Source organism: Acinetobacter sp. AOR12_HL (genome assembly GCF_027855275.1).
GTDB classification, from domain to species: domain Bacteria; phylum Pseudomonadota; class Gammaproteobacteria; order Pseudomonadales; family Moraxellaceae; genus Acinetobacter; species Acinetobacter baumannii.
This window is the reverse complement of sequence record NZ_JAKTIJ010000020.1, coordinates 327,051-346,086: the sequence shown is the minus strand read 5'-3', so window position 1 is coordinate 346,086 and position 19,036 is coordinate 327,051. Positions and strand designations below refer to the sequence as shown.

22 protein-coding genes and 1 tRNA gene are annotated in these 19,036 nt (G+C 38.1%); 18 read left to right on the top strand and 5 right to left on the bottom strand.

Annotated elements, in window-relative coordinates:
* Positions 1-118: 118 nt before the first annotated feature.
* From MKL36_RS10090 to MKL36_RS10040, 11 genes are all read left to right on the top strand, one after another.
* Positions 119-568 (top strand): acyl-CoA thioesterase, encoded by a 450-nt coding sequence (locus MKL36_RS10090; protein ID WP_000094833.1) that lies wholly within the window; start codon positions 119-121, stop codon positions 566-568.
* 177 nt (positions 569-745) lie between these two features.
* Entirely contained in the window at positions 746-2,563 is a 1,818-nt protein-coding gene (gene lepA / locus MKL36_RS10085) for a translation elongation factor 4 (RefSeq protein ID WP_000035781.1), read from the top strand.
* A gap of 70 nt (positions 2,564-2,633) precedes the next feature.
* Positions 2,634-3,461 carry a signal peptidase I gene (gene lepB / locus MKL36_RS10080; protein WP_021511062.1) on the top strand — a complete coding sequence of 276 codons (828 nt, stop codon included), beginning with the start codon at positions 2,634-2,636 and terminating at the stop codon, positions 3,459-3,461.
* Between the two features lie 23 nt (positions 3,462-3,484).
* Positions 3,485-3,859, top strand: a complete 375-nt coding sequence (locus tag MKL36_RS10075) for a DUF4845 domain-containing protein (RefSeq protein WP_001224039.1) — start codon at positions 3,485-3,487, stop codon at positions 3,857-3,859.
* Positions 3,831-4,523: a ribonuclease III gene (gene rnc / locus MKL36_RS10070; RefSeq protein ID WP_000160699.1), complete on the top strand. Its 693-nt coding sequence runs from the start codon at positions 3,831-3,833 to the stop codon at positions 4,521-4,523. Before MKL36_RS10075 ends, rnc begins: the two co-directional genes overlap by 29 nt.
* Positions 4,524-4,534: 11 nt before the next feature.
* Entirely contained in the window at positions 4,535-5,557 is a 1,023-nt protein-coding gene (gene era, locus MKL36_RS10065; protein WP_001985518.1) for a GTPase Era, read from the top strand.
* An 18-nt stretch (positions 5,558-5,575) separates the two neighbouring features.
* A complete protein-coding gene (locus MKL36_RS10060; RefSeq protein WP_000644486.1) occupies positions 5,576-5,776 on the top strand; it encodes an NF038104 family lipoprotein in 201 nt (66 codons plus the stop codon).
* A gap of 9 nt (positions 5,777-5,785) precedes the next feature.
* Positions 5,786-6,499 carry a DNA repair protein RecO gene (recO, locus tag MKL36_RS10055; protein ID WP_000985103.1) on the top strand — a complete coding sequence of 238 codons (714 nt, stop codon included), beginning with the start codon at positions 5,786-5,788 and terminating at the stop codon, positions 6,497-6,499.
* A gap of 13 nt (positions 6,500-6,512) precedes the next feature.
* A complete protein-coding gene (pdxJ, locus tag MKL36_RS10050) occupies positions 6,513-7,238 on the top strand; it encodes a pyridoxine 5'-phosphate synthase (protein ID WP_000729414.1) in 726 nt (241 codons plus the stop codon).
* A gap of 6 nt (positions 7,239-7,244) precedes the next feature.
* The gene (locus MKL36_RS10045) at positions 7,245-7,889 is read left to right on the top strand and encodes a tRNA-(ms[2]io[6]A)-hydroxylase (protein ID WP_000095056.1); all 645 of its coding nucleotides are present in this window, start codon (positions 7,245-7,247) and stop codon (positions 7,887-7,889) included.
* 293 nt (positions 7,890-8,182) lie between these two features.
* Entirely contained in the window at positions 8,183-8,941 is a 759-nt protein-coding gene (locus tag MKL36_RS10040) for an SDR family oxidoreductase (protein ID WP_000880601.1), read from the top strand.
* Positions 8,942-9,125: 184 nt separating this feature from the next.
* Here the strand turns inward: MKL36_RS10040 and MKL36_RS10035 are convergent.
* Positions 9,126-9,201 (bottom strand) — tRNA-Asn (locus tag MKL36_RS10035).
* 58 nt (positions 9,202-9,259) lie between these two features.
* Between MKL36_RS10035 and MKL36_RS10030 the strand changes: the two genes are divergently transcribed.
* Positions 9,260-9,394: a hypothetical protein gene (locus MKL36_RS10030; RefSeq protein WP_086374097.1), complete on the top strand. Its 135-nt coding sequence runs from the start codon at positions 9,260-9,262 to the stop codon at positions 9,392-9,394.
* A gap of 41 nt (positions 9,395-9,435) precedes the next feature.
* Positions 9,436-9,864, top strand: coding sequence for a hypothetical protein (locus MKL36_RS10025; RefSeq protein ID WP_000855163.1), 429 nt, complete (start codon positions 9,436-9,438; stop codon positions 9,862-9,864).
* A 14-nt stretch (positions 9,865-9,878) separates the two neighbouring features.
* On the opposite strand, the gene MKL36_RS10020 is transcribed toward MKL36_RS10025, so the two are convergent.
* Entirely contained in the window at positions 9,879-10,316 is a 438-nt protein-coding gene (locus tag MKL36_RS10020) for a PaaI family thioesterase (RefSeq protein ID WP_000795395.1), read from the bottom strand.
* Positions 10,317-10,501: 185 nt separating this feature from the next.
* On the opposite strand from MKL36_RS10020, the gene MKL36_RS10015 reads away from it, so the two are divergent.
* Positions 10,502-10,912 (top strand): GFA family protein, encoded by a 411-nt coding sequence (locus MKL36_RS10015; protein WP_001014258.1) that lies wholly within the window; start codon positions 10,502-10,504, stop codon positions 10,910-10,912.
* A gap of 51 nt (positions 10,913-10,963) precedes the next feature.
* Here the strand turns inward: MKL36_RS10015 and MKL36_RS10010 are convergent, their stop codons facing one another.
* A complete protein-coding gene (locus MKL36_RS10010; protein ID WP_000383200.1) occupies positions 10,964-12,199 on the bottom strand; it encodes a pyridoxal phosphate-dependent aminotransferase in 1,236 nt (411 codons plus the stop codon).
* 207 nt (positions 12,200-12,406) lie between these two features.
* Between MKL36_RS10010 and MKL36_RS10005 the strand changes: the two genes are divergently transcribed.
* Positions 12,407-12,586 (top strand): hypothetical protein, encoded by a 180-nt coding sequence (locus tag MKL36_RS10005; RefSeq protein ID WP_000139632.1) that lies wholly within the window; start codon positions 12,407-12,409, stop codon positions 12,584-12,586.
* Positions 12,587-12,620: 34 nt separating this feature from the next.
* On the opposite strand, the gene MKL36_RS10000 is transcribed toward MKL36_RS10005, so the two are convergent.
* Positions 12,621-14,057, bottom strand: coding sequence for a sensor domain-containing diguanylate cyclase (locus MKL36_RS10000; protein WP_000448849.1), 1,437 nt, complete (start codon positions 14,055-14,057; stop codon positions 12,621-12,623).
* Positions 14,058-14,231: 174 nt separating this feature from the next.
* Complete coding sequence (locus tag MKL36_RS09995; protein ID WP_021511061.1) at positions 14,232-15,023, bottom strand: A1S_2505 family phage non-structural protein; 792 nt, start codon at positions 15,021-15,023, stop codon at positions 14,232-14,234.
* Between the two features lie 179 nt (positions 15,024-15,202).
* Between MKL36_RS09995 and uvrB the strand changes: the two genes are divergently transcribed.
* The 3 genes from uvrB (at position 15,203) to rarD (ending at position 18,961) form a co-directional block, all read left to right on the top strand.
* Positions 15,203-17,224: an excinuclease ABC subunit UvrB gene (uvrB, locus tag MKL36_RS09990; RefSeq protein ID WP_001004983.1), complete on the top strand. Its 2,022-nt coding sequence runs from the start codon at positions 15,203-15,205 to the stop codon at positions 17,222-17,224.
* 93 nt (positions 17,225-17,317) lie between these two features.
* Positions 17,318-17,905, top strand: a complete 588-nt coding sequence (locus MKL36_RS09985; RefSeq protein WP_000885645.1) for a lipocalin family protein — start codon at positions 17,318-17,320, stop codon at positions 17,903-17,905.
* A gap of 108 nt (positions 17,906-18,013) precedes the next feature.
* Positions 18,014-18,961 carry an EamA family transporter RarD gene (gene rarD / locus MKL36_RS09980; RefSeq protein WP_171251846.1) on the top strand — a complete coding sequence of 316 codons (948 nt, stop codon included), beginning with the start codon at positions 18,014-18,016 and terminating at the stop codon, positions 18,959-18,961.
* Positions 18,962-19,036: the final 75 nt, after the last annotated feature.

Sequence of the window (19,036 nt, the reverse complement as noted above, 5' to 3'; positions counted from 1 at the left end):
TATTATAAAAATGAACCACCCTGAAAATGGGTGGTTTTTTATTATTTGTATTCGGCATAATGTTCGATCTAGCTAATTAAATTTTAGCTTTGAATTTAATGATTAAAGTGGGTGTTTTGTGAGCAGTATTTTCGATTTACATATTCAGGTTCAGCCACAGCATATTGATGCTTTAGGGCATGTTAACAATGTAATGTATGTCCAGTGGATGCAAGACGTCGCTGCTGCTCATGTGGAAACATTAGGGGTAGGAGTAACCAAATATCTAGAGCTAAAACATGCAATGGTTGCGGTTGAACACCATGTGCAATACCGTAAAGCTGCGTTTGAAGGTGAAGAAATTGTGCTGCGGACATGGCTAGATGATATTAATGCTCTGTATTCATTTCGTCAGTATGCCTTTTTCCGTCCTTCTGATCAGGCAATTTTGTTCGTCGGAAATACCAAATGGGCATGTATTGAAATTGCTTCAGGTCGACCTAAGCGTATGTCGCCGACTTTTACACAGGCTTATAAACCTCTTGATTCAAGTATAAATCCTTTAGATTTTACTGTTTCATATGCCTGATAATCAGAAGCATTACTTGTACTTTGAATTATCATTTTTTAAAACATAAGTACAAAGCTCATGAATTTTGGATACTTTAAAATATCCATCTGCTATAATCTCTCGCAATTTGTTAAACCGCTTTGGCTATGTATTAAAACAAGCTACATAGCACTTTATATTTTCTCAAGGTAGCCCATGGCGCAAGCTAAAAAATCCGTTGATATCAAAAATATCCGAAATTTCTCGATTATCGCTCATATTGATCATGGTAAGTCTACTTTGGCTGACCGTTTTATTCAGATGTGTGGTGGCCTGCAAGATCGTGAGATGCAAGCTCAGGTCTTGGACTCAATGGAGCTCGAGCGTGAACGTGGGATTACCATTAAAGCTGCTTCGGTGACGTTGTACTATACTCATCCAAACGGGCAGGAATATCAGCTTAACTTTATTGATACTCCGGGACACGTTGATTTCTCTTATGAAGTATCACGTTCATTAGCTGCTTGTGAAGGTGCGTTATTGGTTGTGGATGCTGCACAAGGTGTAGAAGCACAATCAGTTGCAAACTGTTATACCGCTATTGAGCAAGGTCTCGAAGTTCTTCCAATTTTAAATAAAATTGATTTGCCGCAAGCAGAGCCTGAGCGCGTTATTCACGAAATTGAAGAAATTATTGGTATTGAAGCAACCAATGCACCTACATGTTCTGCAAAAACAGGCTTAGGCGTTGAAGGTGTCTTAGAAACATTAGTTGATGTTATTCCTGCTCCTACAGGTGACCGTGAGGCTCCTTTACAGGCATTAATCATTGACTCATGGTTTGATAACTATTTAGGTGTTGTCTCTTTAGTTCGTATTAAAGATGGTCGTATCCGCAAGGGCGACAAAATGTTGGTTAAATCTACTGGTCAGACTCACATTGTTACATCGGTAGGTGTATTCAACCCTAAACATACTGAAACTGGCGTGCTTGAAGCTGGTGAAGTAGGCTTTGTTATCGCGGGTATTAAAGATATTTTTGGTGCGCCGGTAGGTGATACCATCACGCTTTCAACAACCCCTGAAGTAGCTTCACTTCCTGGTTTTAAAAAGGTTAAACCTCAGGTTTACGCAGGCCTTTTCCCAATTGATGCAAGCGATTTTGAACCATTCCGCGAAGCCCTACAAAAACTACAGATCAATGACTCGGCTTTATTCTTTGAACCTGAAAGTTCAGATGCGCTTGGTTTTGGTTTCCGTTGTGGTTTCTTGGGCATGTTGCACATGGAAATCGTACAAGAGCGTTTAGAGCGCGAGTATGACCTTGATTTGATCAGCTCAGCGCCAACGGTAGTGTATGAAGCTGTAACTAAAAAAGGCGATACGATCTATATCGATAGTCCATCTAAAATGCCGGATGGCTCTGTTGTTGAAGATTTACGTGAGCCAATTGCAGAGTGTCATATTCTTGTACCGCAAGAGTACTTAGGTAACGTCATGACCCTATGTATTGAGCGCCGTGGTGTACAAAAAGACATGAAATTCTTAGGTAATCAAGTTTCAATTACTTTTGAAATTCCTATGGCTGAAGTGGTTATGGACTTCTTTGATAAGCTTAAATCATGTTCACGTGGTTTTGCTTCACTTGACTATAACTTTATTCGTTTTGAGAGTTCATCTTTAGTTAAGGTTGACGTGTTAATTAATGGTGAGAAGGTCGATGCGCTTGCAATGATTTGTCACCGTAATGATGCTCGTCATCGTGGTATTGCTTTAGTTGAGAAAATGAAAGATTTGATTCCACGTCAAATGTTCGATGTCGCAATTCAGGCTGCTATTGGTGCACAAATTATTGCTCGTTCGACCGTGAAGGCGATGCGTAAAAACGTTTTAGCAAAATGTTATGGCGGTGACGTGTCTCGTAAGAAGAAACTACTTGCGAAACAAAAAGAAGGTAAGAAACGTATGAAACAAGTGGGTAGTGTAGAAATCCCACAAGAAGCGTTCTTAGCTGTTTTGAAAGTAGAAAGATAAGAGAAAAGGCTGGGATGAACTTATCTACTCCCAGCCGCAAGGCAAGCAGCTAAGCTGCGAGTGAGGTCCTGTGGATTTTGATTTTAATTTAATTCTTGTTCCTGTTACGCTGATTTTATTTGCAGTGTGGTTGCTAGATAAGCTTGTTTTTAAACAGCGTGCAAATAAAGGGCGAGAGAACGAAAATTTTGTTATTACATGGGCCTATGACTTTTGGCCGGTTTTAGCTGTTGTGCTTGTACTTCGCTCATTTCTTTATGAACCATTTAATATTCCATCAGACTCTATGGTTCCGACCTTAGAGACGGGCGATTTTATTTTAGTTAATAAATTTGACTATGGTGTCCGTTTACCTATCGTCAATAAAAAAGTGATTGATATCGGTGAACCGAAACGTGGTGATGTCATTGTATTCCGTTATCCGCCACAACCTACTATTAGTTATATTAAACGTGTAATTGGCTTACCTGGTGACCATATTGTTTATGATCATGGACAATTGATTATTAATGGTCAAAAAATTCCTAAAGTACCAACACAGTTTAGTCGCGAAAAAGATGCTTTAGATACACCAACTTCTATTTATCATAAAGAAACAATTGGTGCTCATACCTTTACGATGCGTGAGCTTGAAGGCGTAAATGTTGCGCGTCAGGCACCATTTATCAACTATGTTGATAATGGTAAATATGCAAACCAAGACGGTTTATATTGGGAAGTAACAGTTCCGAAAGGACATTACTTTGCAATGGGGGATAACCGTGATCAAAGTGCTGACAGTCGTTTCTGGGGCTTCGTACCTGAAGAAAATTTAACAGGCCGAGCTTTCTATGTCTGGATGCATAAAGAACCTGGTTTCCACCTGCCAAGCTTTAACCGAAATGGGAAAATAGATTAAAAACAACCATTAGGAAAACAAAAATGCGTAAGGCACAACAGGGTACTTCGTATTTAGCAATTTTATTTGGGGTGGTCATATTTGCAATTGCGGTGAAAGCCGTACTTGCAGTTTGGCCAGCATATTGGGATGATCGTGTGATTAATAATCAGATTACAGAGCTTATGCAACAAAGCTCGGCTGATATCACACCCCAAAAGTTTATGACACAGATGGACCAACGACTGGAAATGAACAACATTCGTGATCTGCATTTTAAAGAGATTGCTGAAGTGTTTAACCAGCCAAGTCTAACAGTCAAAAAGAAATATGAGGTAAGAAAGCCTTTCTTACTGAATATTGATTTAGTTTTAACATTTGAGAAGAGTTTTGACAAAACATCAGTTCAAGCTAAGTGATCCTCGCTTACTCAGTCGAATCGGTTATCAATTTAAGCAGCCTGAATTGCTACAGTTGGCTTTGACTCATCGTTCGGTGAGTCATAAGTATAACTACGAACGTCTGGAATTTTTGGGCGATTCACTGTTGGGGATGATTATCGCCAATTATTTATACCATGCGTACCCTCATGAAAATGAGGGGCGACTAACGCGTATGCGCGCGACTTTAGTACGTCAGGAAGCATTAGGTAAAATTGCAACCGATTTGCAACTTAGTCGGTGTTTAATATTAAGCACAGGCGAGTTGAAATCTGGTGGTCATCATCGTGAGTCAATATTGGCTGACACAGTGGAGGCCATTATTGGTGCAATTTATCTTGATAGTAGTGATCTGAACCTACTCAAAGATATTGTGTTAAAATGGTATACGCCTTATTTAGATCATATTGAGCCAACAGATCAACTCAAGGATCCAAAATCACGTTTACAAGAGTATCTACAAGCACGTAAAAAACCTCTCCCTGTTTACGAGGTTGTAGATATTCAGGGTGATGCGCCTCATCAGCACTTTAAAGTCGAATGTTTGGTAGATGGTTTATCAAAAATTCATGGTGAGGGGTCAAGTCGTCGTTTTGCCGAGCAGGCAGCAGCGGCGGAAATTTTAAAGTTATTGGAGCAATAACCTGCATGTCGATGCATTCTGATCAAATCAATCCAGATTCAAACGAAAACCAAGATCCAAACAATCTGATTGATCAATTTTTTAGTTCCAAAGGCGTTACAATTCCTTCGGATTTTAAGAGCGGATTTGTGGCGATTGTAGGACGTCCAAATGTGGGTAAATCTACCCTCATGAACCATTTATTGGGCCAAAAACTCTCTATTACTTCACGTAAACCTCAAACGACACGCCATAAAATTATCGGTATTGATTCGCGTGAAAAAATGCAAGCGGTTTATGTCGATACCCCAGGTATGCATAAGAAAGAAGTACGTGCAATCAATAAAATGATGAACCGTGCTGCGCATTCTGCGTTACGTGACGTGAATTTAGTCTTATTTGTTATTGATGCCCACAAGTGGACACAAAATGACGATTTAGTTCTTGAGAAACTCAAGAATGCTGATATGCCAGTTATTTTGGTGATTAATAAAGCTGATACTTTTGGAGATAAGAGAGAGATTCTCCCTTTAATTCAAGAACGTGCCAAACTTATGAATTTTGCTGAGATTGTTCCTGTTTCTGCACTCCGTGGAGCAAACTTAGAGCACTTAAGTGAAACGATCGAAAAATATCTTCCTTATCAGCCACCTTTGTATTCATTCGATCAAATTACGGACCGTTCAGAGCGCTTCTTGGCAAGTGAAATCATCCGTGAAAAAATCATGCGTCAGTTGGGTGAAGAGCTACCTTATGATTTAACAGTACAAATTGAATCTTTCAAAACGGAAGAAGCAACTGTTAATGAAAAAACTGGTCGTTTAAAACCAGCATGTACCTATATTGATGCCACTATTTTTGTGGATCGTCCTGGTCAAAAAGCGATTGTAATTGGTGAAAAAGGTGCCAAGCTTAAAACAATTGGCATGGATGCACGTAAAGACATGGAAAAAATGTTCGAACAAAAGATCATGCTTACCTTATGGGTTAAGGTCAAAGGCGGTTGGTCTGATGATGAACGTGCTTTAAAAAGTTTAGGATATAGTGATATCTAAAAAGTAGGGAATACTGGTATGAAAGCAATTACATCAATATTGATTATCGTTGGATGTACATTGATGTTGCAAGGTTGTGTATATAAGCTTGTAACCGTACCAGTAGGTATTGCTTATAAAACGACTAAAGGTGTAGTGAAGGGTACAGCTGCTGTTGTAGGGGCTGTAATTCCTGATGGTGATGATGACGATAAAAAAGAAAAAGAATCTGAGGAATAGTTTCTTTTTATGATGCGCAATGAAGTCCTACATGGATATATGATTCACCATCGTAAATACCGTGAAAAAAGCCATATTGTGCATCTCTTCACTCAAGAATATGGGCGGGTTGATGGTATTTTAAGACAGACTCCGCCTCCTCAATATCAGCCAATCCGTTTGCAAGCCACAGGCAAAAGTGAGCTCAAAAATTTTACAAAGCTGGAAATACTAAATCAGCCGGTTTTCTTTTTTGGCGATGCTTTTTTTGCAGGCTTCTATTTAAACGAAATTGTTCTTAGACTTTGCCCACTAGAAGAGGCAATGCCACAAACTTTTGAACAATACCAGTTAACGCTGCTTCAACTCCAGCAGCTATCTTCTCATGAAAATCCGGATTTATTTCTTAGACAGATCTTGAGGCAATTTGAGCATATCTTGCTTGCAGAGCTAGGCTATGCGATTGATTTTTCAATTGATAGCTCACAAAAAGAAATTTTGCCTCAACAGTTTTATCAGTTTCAAGTGACTGAAGGATTTGCCCCCGTTGTTCAGGCAAGTCGCTCATCGTTGTCAGGAAAAGCAATTTTATCCATGCTGGATTATGAGCAGGGACAGGATTTTTCTCACGAACAATTGCAATTATTAGGTAAACTATACCGTCAAATGATTACATCGCTTTTAGGTGACCGTCCCCTAAAAAGTCGACAATTGTGGATTCAAAATACTCAAACTCAATCGTAATTAGGATTTTTTTATGGCTGCATTGCTTGGTGTAAACATAGACCATGTTGCTACTTTAAGACAGGCGCGCGGTACTGCTTACCCAGACCCTGTAGAAGCTGCTCTTATTTGTGAACAAGCGGGTGCAGAGGGGATCACTTTGCATTTGCGTGAAGATCGCAGACATATTCAAGATGATGACGTGCGTCGTATGCGTCCATTATTAAAAACACGTATGAATCTTGAAATGGCCGTAACTGATGAAATGGTTGAGTTTGCGAAAGAAATTCAACCGCAACATGTGTGTTTTGTACCAGAACGACGCCAAGAAGTTACAACAGAAGGTGGTTTAGATGTAGTAGGTAACTTTGAAAAAGTTAAAGCTGCAACTCAAGCCTTAGCTGCCATTGGTTGTGACGTTTCACTCTTTATTGATGCTGATTTTGCTCAAATTGATGCAGCAATTGCTTGTGGAGCGCCTACTATTGAATTACATACTGGGGCGTATGCAGATGCAACAACAGAGCAAGAGCAACAAGAAGAACTTGCTCGCATCGTAAAAGGTGTAGAATACGCAGCTTCAAAAGGTTTGGTTGTAAATGCTGGTCACGGTTTGAATCTGAAAAATATTGCTCCAATTGCGGCAATTCCACAAATTCATGAGTTAAATATTGGTCACTCAATTATTGCGGAAAGTGTTTTTGTTGGACTAGTACAGGCGGTGAAAGACATGAAAACAGCGATTCAGGCAGCAGGATAAGTAGTAATGTCGAGTATCAATTACGATGAATTAATGCAGCCTGTATTAGCATTTTTAGGGTGCCAAACCCCAAAAGAATGGTTGGATGAGGCTGTTAATAATTTAGACATCTTGATGCAAGATCATGCTAACTGTGAGAAAAAGGCAGCGGGTACAGCCATGAACTTGATGTTCCGCTATAGCTTTTTCACGGACCTACAAGTTAAGCTTGCCCAGCTTGTACGTGAAGAAATGCTTCACTATGAACAAGTTCTAGAATTTATGACGAAACGTGGGCAAGAGTGGAAAGGTTTAAGTGCTGGACGCTATGCAGGTGGCTTACGAAAAGAAATCCGCACATATGAACCAGAAGCTCTAATTGATGTACTCGTGATTGGGGCTTTTGTAGAAGCACGTTCATGTGAACGCTTTTATGCGCTTGCTCCGCGTGTTGATGATGAGTTAGGACGCTATTACCGTTACTTGCTTAAGTCAGAATCTCGTCATTTTGAAGACTATTTAGCACTAGCGCTTGACGTCGCAAAAACTGCCAAAATGAAAGATCCTGAAGAAGATATTCAACAGCGTATTGAACATATCCGTGAAGTTGAAAAGAATCTGATTTTGACTCCAGATGATACTTTCCGTTTTCATAGTGGTATCCCTGCATAAGCTTGGATACCTCAAGTTAAAAAGTTTACCTTTCATGGTAAACTTTTTTATTAAGTAGCTCTAACTTCTAAATAGTTTGAGCCGATATTTAAGGTTAAGTAAGGACCATTTTTTAGTTTTTTAATGCATATCATTATTTAATAAATATATTTTTTACAGATTTAAATTTCTCTTAAAATTTTTAAAAAAACTTTTATTTTTTTAGGCTAATAATAAATATTGTGTAAATATAAAGGCTGATATGTTCATCATGAGTTCAACTGAAACAGTTGATTATTTCTAAGGATATAAGAATGTTAGCATTAGTTACAGGCGCATCAGCAGGTTTTGGTTATAGTATTTCAAAAAAACTGATTGAGTCAGGCTATAAAGTTATTGGATGTGGAAGACGCGCAGAAAAATTAGAAGAACTGCAAAAACAGCTTGGCGAAAATTTCTACCCACTCGTATTTGATATGACTGATACGGCAGAAAATATAAATAAGTTATTTAAAGAATTACCAAATGAATTTCAAATCGATCAAATTGATTTATTAGTGAATAATGCAGGCTTGGCATTGGGTCTAGAGCCAGCAGATAAAGCGGATTTAGATGATTGGTACACCATGATTGATACCAATGTTAAAGGCCTTGTTACGGTTACCCGATTAATTTTACCAAGTATGGTAAAGAAGAAATCAGGCTTAATCATTAATATGGGTTCAATTGCAGGTACATACCCATATCCAGGTGGTAATGTATATGGGGCAACAAAAGCTTTTGTAGAGCAGTTTAGTTTAAATCTACGTGCAGATTTGGCTGGTACTGGCGTGCGAGTAACGAATATTGAGCCAGGGTTGTGTGGTGGTACCGAATTTTCTCTTGTACGTTTTAAGGGAGATCAGGAGAAAGCTAACAGTCTATACGATAAGAAAAATCCAATTTTGCCGGAAGATATTGCAAATACAGTAGCATGGATCGCATCACAACCACCGCATATTAATATTAACCGTATAGAAATGATGCCAACGACTCAGACTTTTAACCCTTTAAAAGTTGTAGAAGTGGAATAATGTAATTTTAAAAAGATCTAAGCGTAGAAGGTCTACCTAAGTTTAGAACTGATGATTTGATCTGGTAAATATTCGAATTATGAAAAGCAAATCCTCTACAGGCAGTAGGGGATTTTTTTTATAGGTATACTTTAATAGAGAGCAATAAAAAAGCCCGCTTTAATGCTGCGGGCTTTTTAGTATTTGGCTCTCCCACCTGGGCTCGAACCAGGGACCTGCGGATTAACAGTCCGTCGCTCTACCGACTGAGCTATGGGAGAATCTGCATGCGATTATAAGGAGATTTTGACAAGGGTCAAGTAAAAATCGTCATGTTTCATTCATTTTTGTGTTGTATGCTTTTTATTTGACCAGTTGAAAGGTAAGATCATAAATTACTTGCACTTTGAAAATTCAATTGCTAGATTCAGAAAAGAACAAGCGTTTGGAGTAATCCAAACAGTGTGGATTTAAACCAACTTGCCAGCACTAAAATGGCTAAATCGGAGATAAGTATGAAAACACTTACTGTTGCTTCTATTTTTTCTAATTTTGATTTTTATCAACGCAATTATCTCAATATTTTAAATCAACCAGAATCTTATTGCACACCTGTAGAAGATGCATGGATTGATGCTTTTCCATTTAAAAAACAAGATTTGTACTTAGGTGACTTACTACAACTCTGGTTTAGTTCAAAATGGGATGTGCATACTTCATTGAAAGTTCTAAAGTGTTCCAAGGTAGTAGATCAATCTAAACCTCTCTATATTTTCCAGCTCGAAGGGGAATTATTCCTAGGTAAAAATAAAGTTTTAGCCTGGTCTACTCAGCATCATAAAGTGATAGAGCTTCAACTTAAGAATATTTGGGCACCTTATGTGGTTGCGCAAACTTGTGCCCGCCCAGATATTCCTTACTTAATAAAAAAGGCAGCCGTTTAAAGCTGCCTTAGTTTTTATGGTCGAATAATCATGCAGGTTGCTGTTGCATAAGCATAAAGTTTGCCTTCTTCATCAGTAATTTTTCCTTCGGAAATACCTAAATTTTTACTTAAATTGATTACTTTACCTGTAGCAATTAAAACCTGATTTTGTGGAAGAGGGCGGCACATTTTCACATTAAGATCTATGGTTCCATAACCCACACCAGCAGGTAGCATAGTATGTACAGCACAGCCAGTCACCGAATCTAGGACTGTTGCAGCAAAACCACCATGTACACCACCTAAAGGGTTTAAATGATTGTGATCTGCTTGTGCTTTAAAGGTCACAGATCCTTCAGAAATCTCAGTAGGTTGCATCGGAATAGTTTTGCTAATACTGGCAGGTGGAATATGACCTTCAATCATGGCTTGTAAAAATTCGAGGCCTGTCATTTCCATAGGATTTTTCATTTTTTGAGTCCTTCAGTTATTAAAGTTCTAAAATGGAACTTGATGTTAAATTAGGCATTAAATTAATTGTTGTCAAGTTGAGAAGAATAAAAAGATAGGTCACTTATAGTTTATAAAATTGTAAAATTTGGTTGAGCAGAATATTTTATAACATTAAAAATATAAACTTTTTGTGGAAAATAATAATGAACGGACAGTGTTTATGTGGTGAAACAACTTTCGAAGTTGAGTTAAAAAATCATGATGTACATGTTTGCCATTGCTCGATGTGTCGTAGACAAACCAGTGGTGTCATTATGACAGTTGATGTAGTTAAAGGTAGTTTAAAGTTTATTCAGCAAAAGCATCTTAGTGTATTTAACTCTTCTGAATGGGGTGAAAGAGGCTTTTGTAACGCTTGTGGAACAACAATTTTTTGGAGAACAAAAGATCAAAGTTACTGCAATATCAATGTGTTTTCTTTAAATGAACCAGTAAAAGACTTGAAATTAGATATGGAAATTTTTATTGATTCAAAACCTGATTTTTATAATTTTCAGAATGATACAAAAAAACTGACTGAGGCTGAAGTGGCAGCTTTATTTAATTTAGAATAATTTTAATTATAAAAAAGGCCTCAATTTTGAGGCCTTTTTTATATTTTCAAATTATTTAGCAGCTTTCTCAGCTTCGATAGATGCAATTGCAGCATCAACGCCTTCGATTGATTCAGCAGCTTTTTTAATACGTGCTAACGCATCAACAAGTACTTCGTCAGCTGTTGCATATGAAATACGCATGAAACCACCTAAACCAAATGCATCACCAGGAACGACCGCTACGCCAGTTTCTTCAAGTAACCACTCAGAGAATTCTGTGCAAGATTTTAAGCCTTTTGCACGAATAAGAGGGCGAATGTTTGCATACGCGTAGAAAGCGCCATCAGCAGGTAAGCAAGAGATACCTTTGATGTCGTTTAAGCCATTAACCACTAAGTCATGACGACGTTTAAACGCTTCAATCATTGGTTTTAAAACATCTTGTGGACCATTCAACGCAGCTTCAGCAGCAACTTGCGAAATTGAAGTCGGGTTAGAAGTTGATTGAGACTGGATTTTTTTCATTGCACCAATGATTTTTGCTGGGCCGGCTGCATAGCCAATACGCCAACCTGTCATTGCATATGCTTTAGAAACACCATTTAAAACAATCGTGCGGTCATATAAATCAGGTGCAACAGTTGCAATATTGTAGAACTCATCTTCCCAACGAATTGGTTCATACATGTCGTCAGATGCAACAAATACTTGCGGATGACGACGTAAAACCTCAGCTAAAGCTTCTAATTCAGCTTTGCTGTAAATCATACCTGTCGGGTTAGATGGGCTGTTTAATACCACTAAACGAGTGTTAGGAGTAATCGCCGCTTCTAATTGTTCAGGTGTAATTTTGAAACGTTGCTCTTCGCCACATTTCACGATAACAGGCGTACCTTCAGCAATAATGACCATATCTGGATAGCTTACCCAAAATGGTGCAGGGATGATCACTTCATCACCCTTGTTTAATAATGCTAGTGCCAAGTTAAAGAAGCTTTGCTTACCGCCACAAGAAACCAAAATCTGGTTAGGTTGGTAATCAAGATTATTATCACGCTTTAATTTAGCAATAATTGCTTTTTTTAACCCAGGAGTACCATCTACAGCCGTATATTTGGTGAAACCATTATTAATCGCTTCAATTGCAGCATCTTTGATGTGTTGAGGGGTATCAAAATCTGGCTCGCCAGCACCCAAACCAATCACGTTCTTGCCAGCAGCTTTAAGCTCAGCAGCTTTATTAGTTACAGCAAGTGTAGGGGACGGTTTGATAGCATTGACACGATCAGAAAGACGTACGTCCACGGCAATATTCCTCTTATGGGATTAAAAATAAAAAGCACACTATCTTATCGCAAAAATTAAGCAATTTGCGGATGTGGGGATTTTTAGATGTAAAAAAGTTTAATTTAGGAAAGATCTTGTTGCGGTTTTATTCAATTGAAGCTTTTTTCGAAAGAAACAAGAAAAATCCTTTATAATAAGCCGCAATCGAAATATCGAGAATGAATCATGACTGAGCAACAGCCAAAACAGAAAAAGGCTTTGGTGAAATTGCCATTTCCAATGCCGAATGAAAGTAACCAAGCAGGTGATGCTGTACACAACCAAGTACGTCCGAAACCTGAACAATATGCAGATAGAACTTGGATGCCACCGCGTGGTACTCGTCGTTCTATGGGTAAGCGCTAATTTAAATAAAAAAACAGGCAATATGCCTGTTTTTTTATGGTAGAAGAATTTCTTGATAATAACTTTTTTTCTTTTGATACATATGATGATCTGCGCGTTTTAGCATATCTTCAACTTGTTCATTTTCTTTTGTTGTGGCGTGCCCAATCGCAATACTAATAGGATGACTTGAATAATATTGATTATCTATATTAAAAAGCTCCTGAATGGTTTGCAGCATCATCAAAACATTCGCTTCATCTGCACCAGGCATTAAAATTACAAATTCGTCACCACCGATTCGAGAAGCTGTATAAGCAGTATTCATAATTGCCTGATTTAAAATATTACCTACTCGACGTAATAAACCATCACCAATATCATGGCCAAGTTGATCATTGGTTTCCTTTAAGCCGTTCATGTCTAAAAAAATTGAAGAAACAGGGCGGATAATACTGCGATTTAAACGATTAAGCTCTTCTGTAAAAAAAGCTCGGTTATAAAGTTTGGTCAGTACATCATGCTGGCCTAAATATTCTAGATAATTTTCGGCTTTCTTTCGTGCAGTAATATCTGTAAGTGCAACCTGTACCAATCCCCAAGTCTCTTCATAACCGGGGAATACGGTAAATTGCAATAAGACATTTCTGATTTGGCCATCTAATGCATAGTTAACGGCTTCACGCTTGTGGTGAATATTTCCTTGCCAGAGTTCAATCAGCTGTTCTCTAAAAGTTTCCACCATCTCTTCGGCAAAAATTTTATGGGTATTTTTTAACAGAGTGGTTTTATCTGGTGCTTTAAATAAATCGAGAGTCGACTGATTGACGTCTAAAATTAAAATGTCTTCTATGCATTGGCGAACAAATTCAGGATGTACATCTAAAAAAGTCCTAAAGTCTTCAATTCCTAATAGCCTAAGCTGATCAATTCTATTTTTAATACGGCTAAAATCTTCAACCCAAAGCGAAGTCGGGGAGTAGATAAACATTGACTCTGCTAGGCGTCGATTTTTCTCTTCCTGACGAAGTGCATTTTGATACGGAGTAATGTCTTCGGTGGTAATTAAAATACGGTCAAACGTAGTTTCAGAACCCGGTAAAATTGCTCCACGTAGTTGTACATCAATACGTTTACCAGAGAGCGTGTAATTTATAGTGGTACTCGAGAAATGAGTTTTGCCATTCCATAACGCTTCGAGTTCATGAATATGGGCTTCAAACATTTCTTTTTTAAAAATAAGATTTAAGTTGGCACATAACTCTTCTTGGTTTTTTGCTTCAAAAAGGTCTAATACTTTTTGGTTGACCTTAATAATTTTAATTTTATGAGCACATTCAACCACTAGATTTTCATTTTGACTTAGAAATTCATATAAGTTTTCAACCCCTTGATTTCTCCATAAGTCAAATAACTGCTTAACTTCACTAAAGTCTTCAATCCACATTGGAATTGGGGTGAGGTCAAAAATTGAAGAATCTAAAGTTTCCATGCGTTTCTTTTAAGTATTCAGTTTGTCTTAAAGTATAATGAGAAAAACTAAGATTTGGGAAAATAATCGATTTAAATCTATTAGAATAATTAAAATAAAAATATTAAATATAAGTAAAATAAAATAATGAGAAAGCAGAATTTATCTGCTTCACTCATAAAATATCCAAGTAAATTAACGGTTAATAGGGTGGTCGATATTTTTCTCATCGCGCCATAATTTTATAAAATCTTGCTCATCAAAATCATAAAGTTCCATAAGCGCAACAATTACACTTACGAAAATCATTGCACCTTCTGAGTTACCATGAATATTAAAAATCTTACCATTGAGCTTACCTAAAATATCCCTCAATTCGTGGTCACGGCCTCTGCCATAGCGGTCACGAGGATACAATTCCTCATTAAGCACAATAAGCGCTATCGCTTTTTCAGCACGTGATAAATCCGTTTTATCTAAAGCATCTTCAAAAGATTCACTGCCGTGATTGAAGTAGAAAATAACTTCATCATTAATGAAACTTTGAACCATTTTTTGAGTGAGTGTTGGGAACTGTGAAATAGCATCTTCTTCAACATACGGTTTAAACGATTCAGGAAAAATCACATTGTGATGTATGCCTTTAAAAAGAGGAGCGATTTCGGAAACCTTATAACCTGCGATCCCACATCCTAAAGCTGTCACAAAGTATTTCATTTTAGGATGATTTTTTGCATAAACTTTAAAGTCTTCAACATAATGCTCGATTTGGGAGAGTGGCATTTTTTGGATATGTTCATTTAATGTTGGAATTGCAAAGCTCTGACCAGCCCAGCCACGTCCTACACCCTCTACAGCCCCAAAATGCTGACTGGCAACACGTGCGGCTCCACTACCATGTTGTCCAGCCATATTACTACCGAAGACAAACACGGTATCTTCAGGGAGTTCGGTTACAATACTTTCATCATGATATTGATAGGTCATGGTTATGCTTTTTATCTAATGGATAAGTCCATGTTGCAACCGTTTACAGCATTGGTCAAGTATCAAGATGCTTAATATTTTCGATATAGATTAATCTCACTATAGACTTTAAATTAGGGAAAAAATCCCCATTAATTTGCTAGACGATAAATTCAAATTTTTTATAAAGAGAGAGAACTGTGAACGAAAATCAACCTTTCGATTTGGTCACTCATTACCAGCCAGCGGGTGATCAGCCACAGGCAATTGAAAAGCTGGTGAATGGTATCGAAAAGGGTTTTCGTAATCAGTTACTGCTAGGTGTGACCGGTTCAGGTAAGACCTATACCATGGCAAATGTGATTGCCCAAACTCAGCGCCCGACGATTGTGATGGCGCATAATAAGACCTTGGCAGCCCAGCTCTATGGTGAGTTCAAAGCCTTCTTCCCAAACAATGCAGTTGAGTATTTCGTAAGTTATTACGACTACTATCAACCCGAGGCTTATGTTCCGTCGTCAGATACATTTATTGAAAAAGACGCGGCAATTAATGACCATATTGACCAGATGCGATTATCGGCAACGCGTGCTTTGTTAGAACGTCGTGATGCGATTATTGTTGCTTCTGTTTCGGCCATTTATGGTTTGGGTGACCCAAATGCTTATATGCAAATGTTATTGCATGTGGTCCAAGGTGACCGAGTAAGTCGAGACGAAATTATTCGCCGTTTGGTTGAAATGCAATATACGCGTAATGAGCTTGAATTCTTACGTGGTACGTATCGTATCCGTGGTGAAATTATTGATATTTTCCCGGCAGAATCAGACCAACATGCGATTCGTATTGAACTCTTTGATGACGAAGTAGACTCAATTCGCTGGTTTGATCCGCTGACCGGTAAAATGGTCCGCAAAGTACCACGTGTCACGATTTACCCGAAAAGCCATTATGTGACGCCAAAAGACAACCTAACACGCGCTATCGATACTATTAAGGATGAATTGCAAGACCAGCTTAAGTTCTTCCGTGAACATGACAAGTTACTCGAAGCGCAGCGTATCGAGCAACGTACGCGTTATGATTTGGAAATGATGCAGCAGTTAGGATACACCAATGGTATCGAAAACTACTCACGTCATTTATCGGGACGACCAGCAGGGGAAGCACCACCGACTTTATTTGACTATGTACCAGAAGATGCCTTACTTATTATCGATGAGTCGCATGTAACGGTTCCTCAAATTGGCGCAATGTATAAAGGTGACCGTTCGCGTAAAGAAAACTTGGTGAATTACGGTTTCCGTTTACCAAGTGCGCTTGATAACCGCCCAATGAAATTTGAAGAGTGGGAGCGTATTGTCCCGACCACTATTTTTGTGAGTGCCACACCAGCTAGATATGAACTGGAAAAATCAGAACAAGTGGTTGAGCAGGTTGTTCGACCAACGGGCTTGATTGATCCTGAAATTGAAGTTCGTCCGGTGCTTACCCAAGTCGATGATGTTCTGTCTGAGATTAATATTCGTAAGAACTTAAATGAGCGTGTATTGGTAACGACTTTAACCAAGCGTATGGCGGAAGATTTAACTTCTTACTTAAAAGAATATGGTGTTAAGGTTGCTTATCTGCACTCGGATATTGATACAGTTGAACGTGTCAAAATTATTCATGAATTACGTACAGGTGTATTTGATGTACTAGTGGGTATTAACTTGCTGCGAGAAGGCTTAGATATGCCGGAAGTTTCTTTAGTTGCTATTTTAGATGCAGATAAAGAAGGTTTCTTACGTTCTGAGCGTTCGCTTATTCAGACGATTGGTCGTGCTGCGCGAAATGTGAAAGGTAAAGCAATTTTATATGCTGATACAATCACTGATTCTATGCGAAAGGCAATTGATGAGACAGAGCGCCGACGTGCAAAACAAATCGAGTTTAATGAGCAGCATGGTATTACGCCACGTAGTGCAGTTCGTCAGGCTGTGAAAGAAATTGATACGGGTGAAGTACTTTCTGATGATCAGATTGATGAGAAAGTACTAGAGCAGGCGCAAGCACTTAGCGCAGATGAACGACATATTCTTTCTGACCCTAAATTGTTTAGTAAGCACATTACTAAGCTAGAGAAAGAAATGTTAAAGGCGTCAAAGGATTTACAATTCGAGCAAGCGGCGCGTATTCGTGATGAAATTGTTCGTTTAAAAGCGCAAATGTTGCAATAAATGGATACATAACACTACATGATTTGTTTAAAAAACAAGCTACTGTAGATATTTAAGTTATTTTGTATTCACAACAAAGAGTTGAGGGCAACAATGGCATTTCGAAATAATGTTCCGCAAGCCAGTTGGCGCTTGGCAAAAATTGCATTGGGCGGTATTGTTCTGACTGGCTTAGCTGTCGGAACATATGCCTATGCCCAGCAGAAGCCTCTACCTACAGTCGATAAGGTTGAATTAGACCGTTATTTAGGTGTGTGGTATGAAGTCGCGCGTAAACCTGCTTTTTTCCAAAAAAAATGTGCTTACAATGTATCTGCAACCTATACCTTAAATGAAAATGGAAACATAGTTGTAGATAACCGCTGCTACGATAATCAAAAGCAATTACAGCAATCTATCGGTGAGGCTTTTGTAGTTAATTCGCCGTATAACACGAAATTAAAGGTAAGCTTTTTACCCGAGGCTGTAAGATGGATTCCGATAATTCGTGGAGACTACTGGATTTTAAAGCTCGATGAAGATTACCAAACAGTTTTGGTAGGCGAACCTTCCCGAAAATATCTTTGGGTTTTATCTAGAACGCCGCATCCACACAAAGAAGTGGTTGATGAATATCTAAATTATGCAAAAACATTAGGATTTGATATTCGAGATATTATTCATACCGAGCATAAAGAATAAATATATGCTGCTTAAGAAAAAACCATGTTTTCGCATGGTTTTTTCTTTTTTATAGTGGATAAATCAAGTATTGTATCGCTTTATTTTTCTTAAAGTATAAAGAGGTTAGTGATGTTAAAGGGCGTGATTTTGTCTGTCATGGCATCATTAACTTTTGGTGTTCTTTATTTTTATACTCAATTACTCGGCCAGCTTGATAGTGGACAGACTTTCGGATGGCGTATTATTGCGACTTTGCCATTTTTAACTTTATTTATGTGGTGGAGTGGTGATTTAAGCCATATTAAAAATATATATCAACGTATTTTAGCGAAACCTTCTTTACTTCTATTACTCATTACAACATCCGTTTTGACTTCGGTGCAGTTATGGCTGTTTTTATGGGGGCCTATGCATGGACGTGGTTTGCAAGTTTCTTTGGGATATTTCCTGTTACCGCTTGTTTTGGTTTTAGCGGGTAGTGTCTTATATGGAGAGAAAATATCGAAATTTCAGTGGATCGCTATTGTTCTTGCAATTATTGGTGTAGGGCATGAGATTTTTCGACTAGGAAGTATTGCTTGGGAAACTGCTTTAGTGGCTATAGGTTATTCCGCTTATTTCTTGTTACGTAAGAAAATTAAAACGGATAATTTAGGGGGCTTTTGGTGGGACCTTCTGATTATTATGCCAGTTGCAATCTATCTGACACATACAGGGTTATTGCCATATAGTAAGTTCCTCGATCAACCGACACTCGGGTTGGTTATTGCGGGTTTAGGTGTGCTTAGTGCTATAGGCTTGGGATGTTATATATTGGCAAGCCGTTATTTACCTTTGGTTGTGTTTGGTCTGCTTGGATATCTTGAACCGGTGTTACTTGCTTTAGCATCTTTAGTGCTAGGGGAAAGCATTGGTAAAGAAGAATGGTTTACTTATCTTCCAATTTGGTGTGCCGTTTTCGTATTGGTTTTAGAAGGGGCTTTTCATCTTTACCAACAGCAGCAAAAAGCCAGAAATTTGCAATTAAATATCGAAAAATATCAAAAAAGATTAAAAAATGATGCTCACGATTAGAGCATCAAAATTTAAAAAGTAAGAAAAAGCAAAAATTTAGCGGCTTTAAACAATAAGATAATAAAAAATAATTAT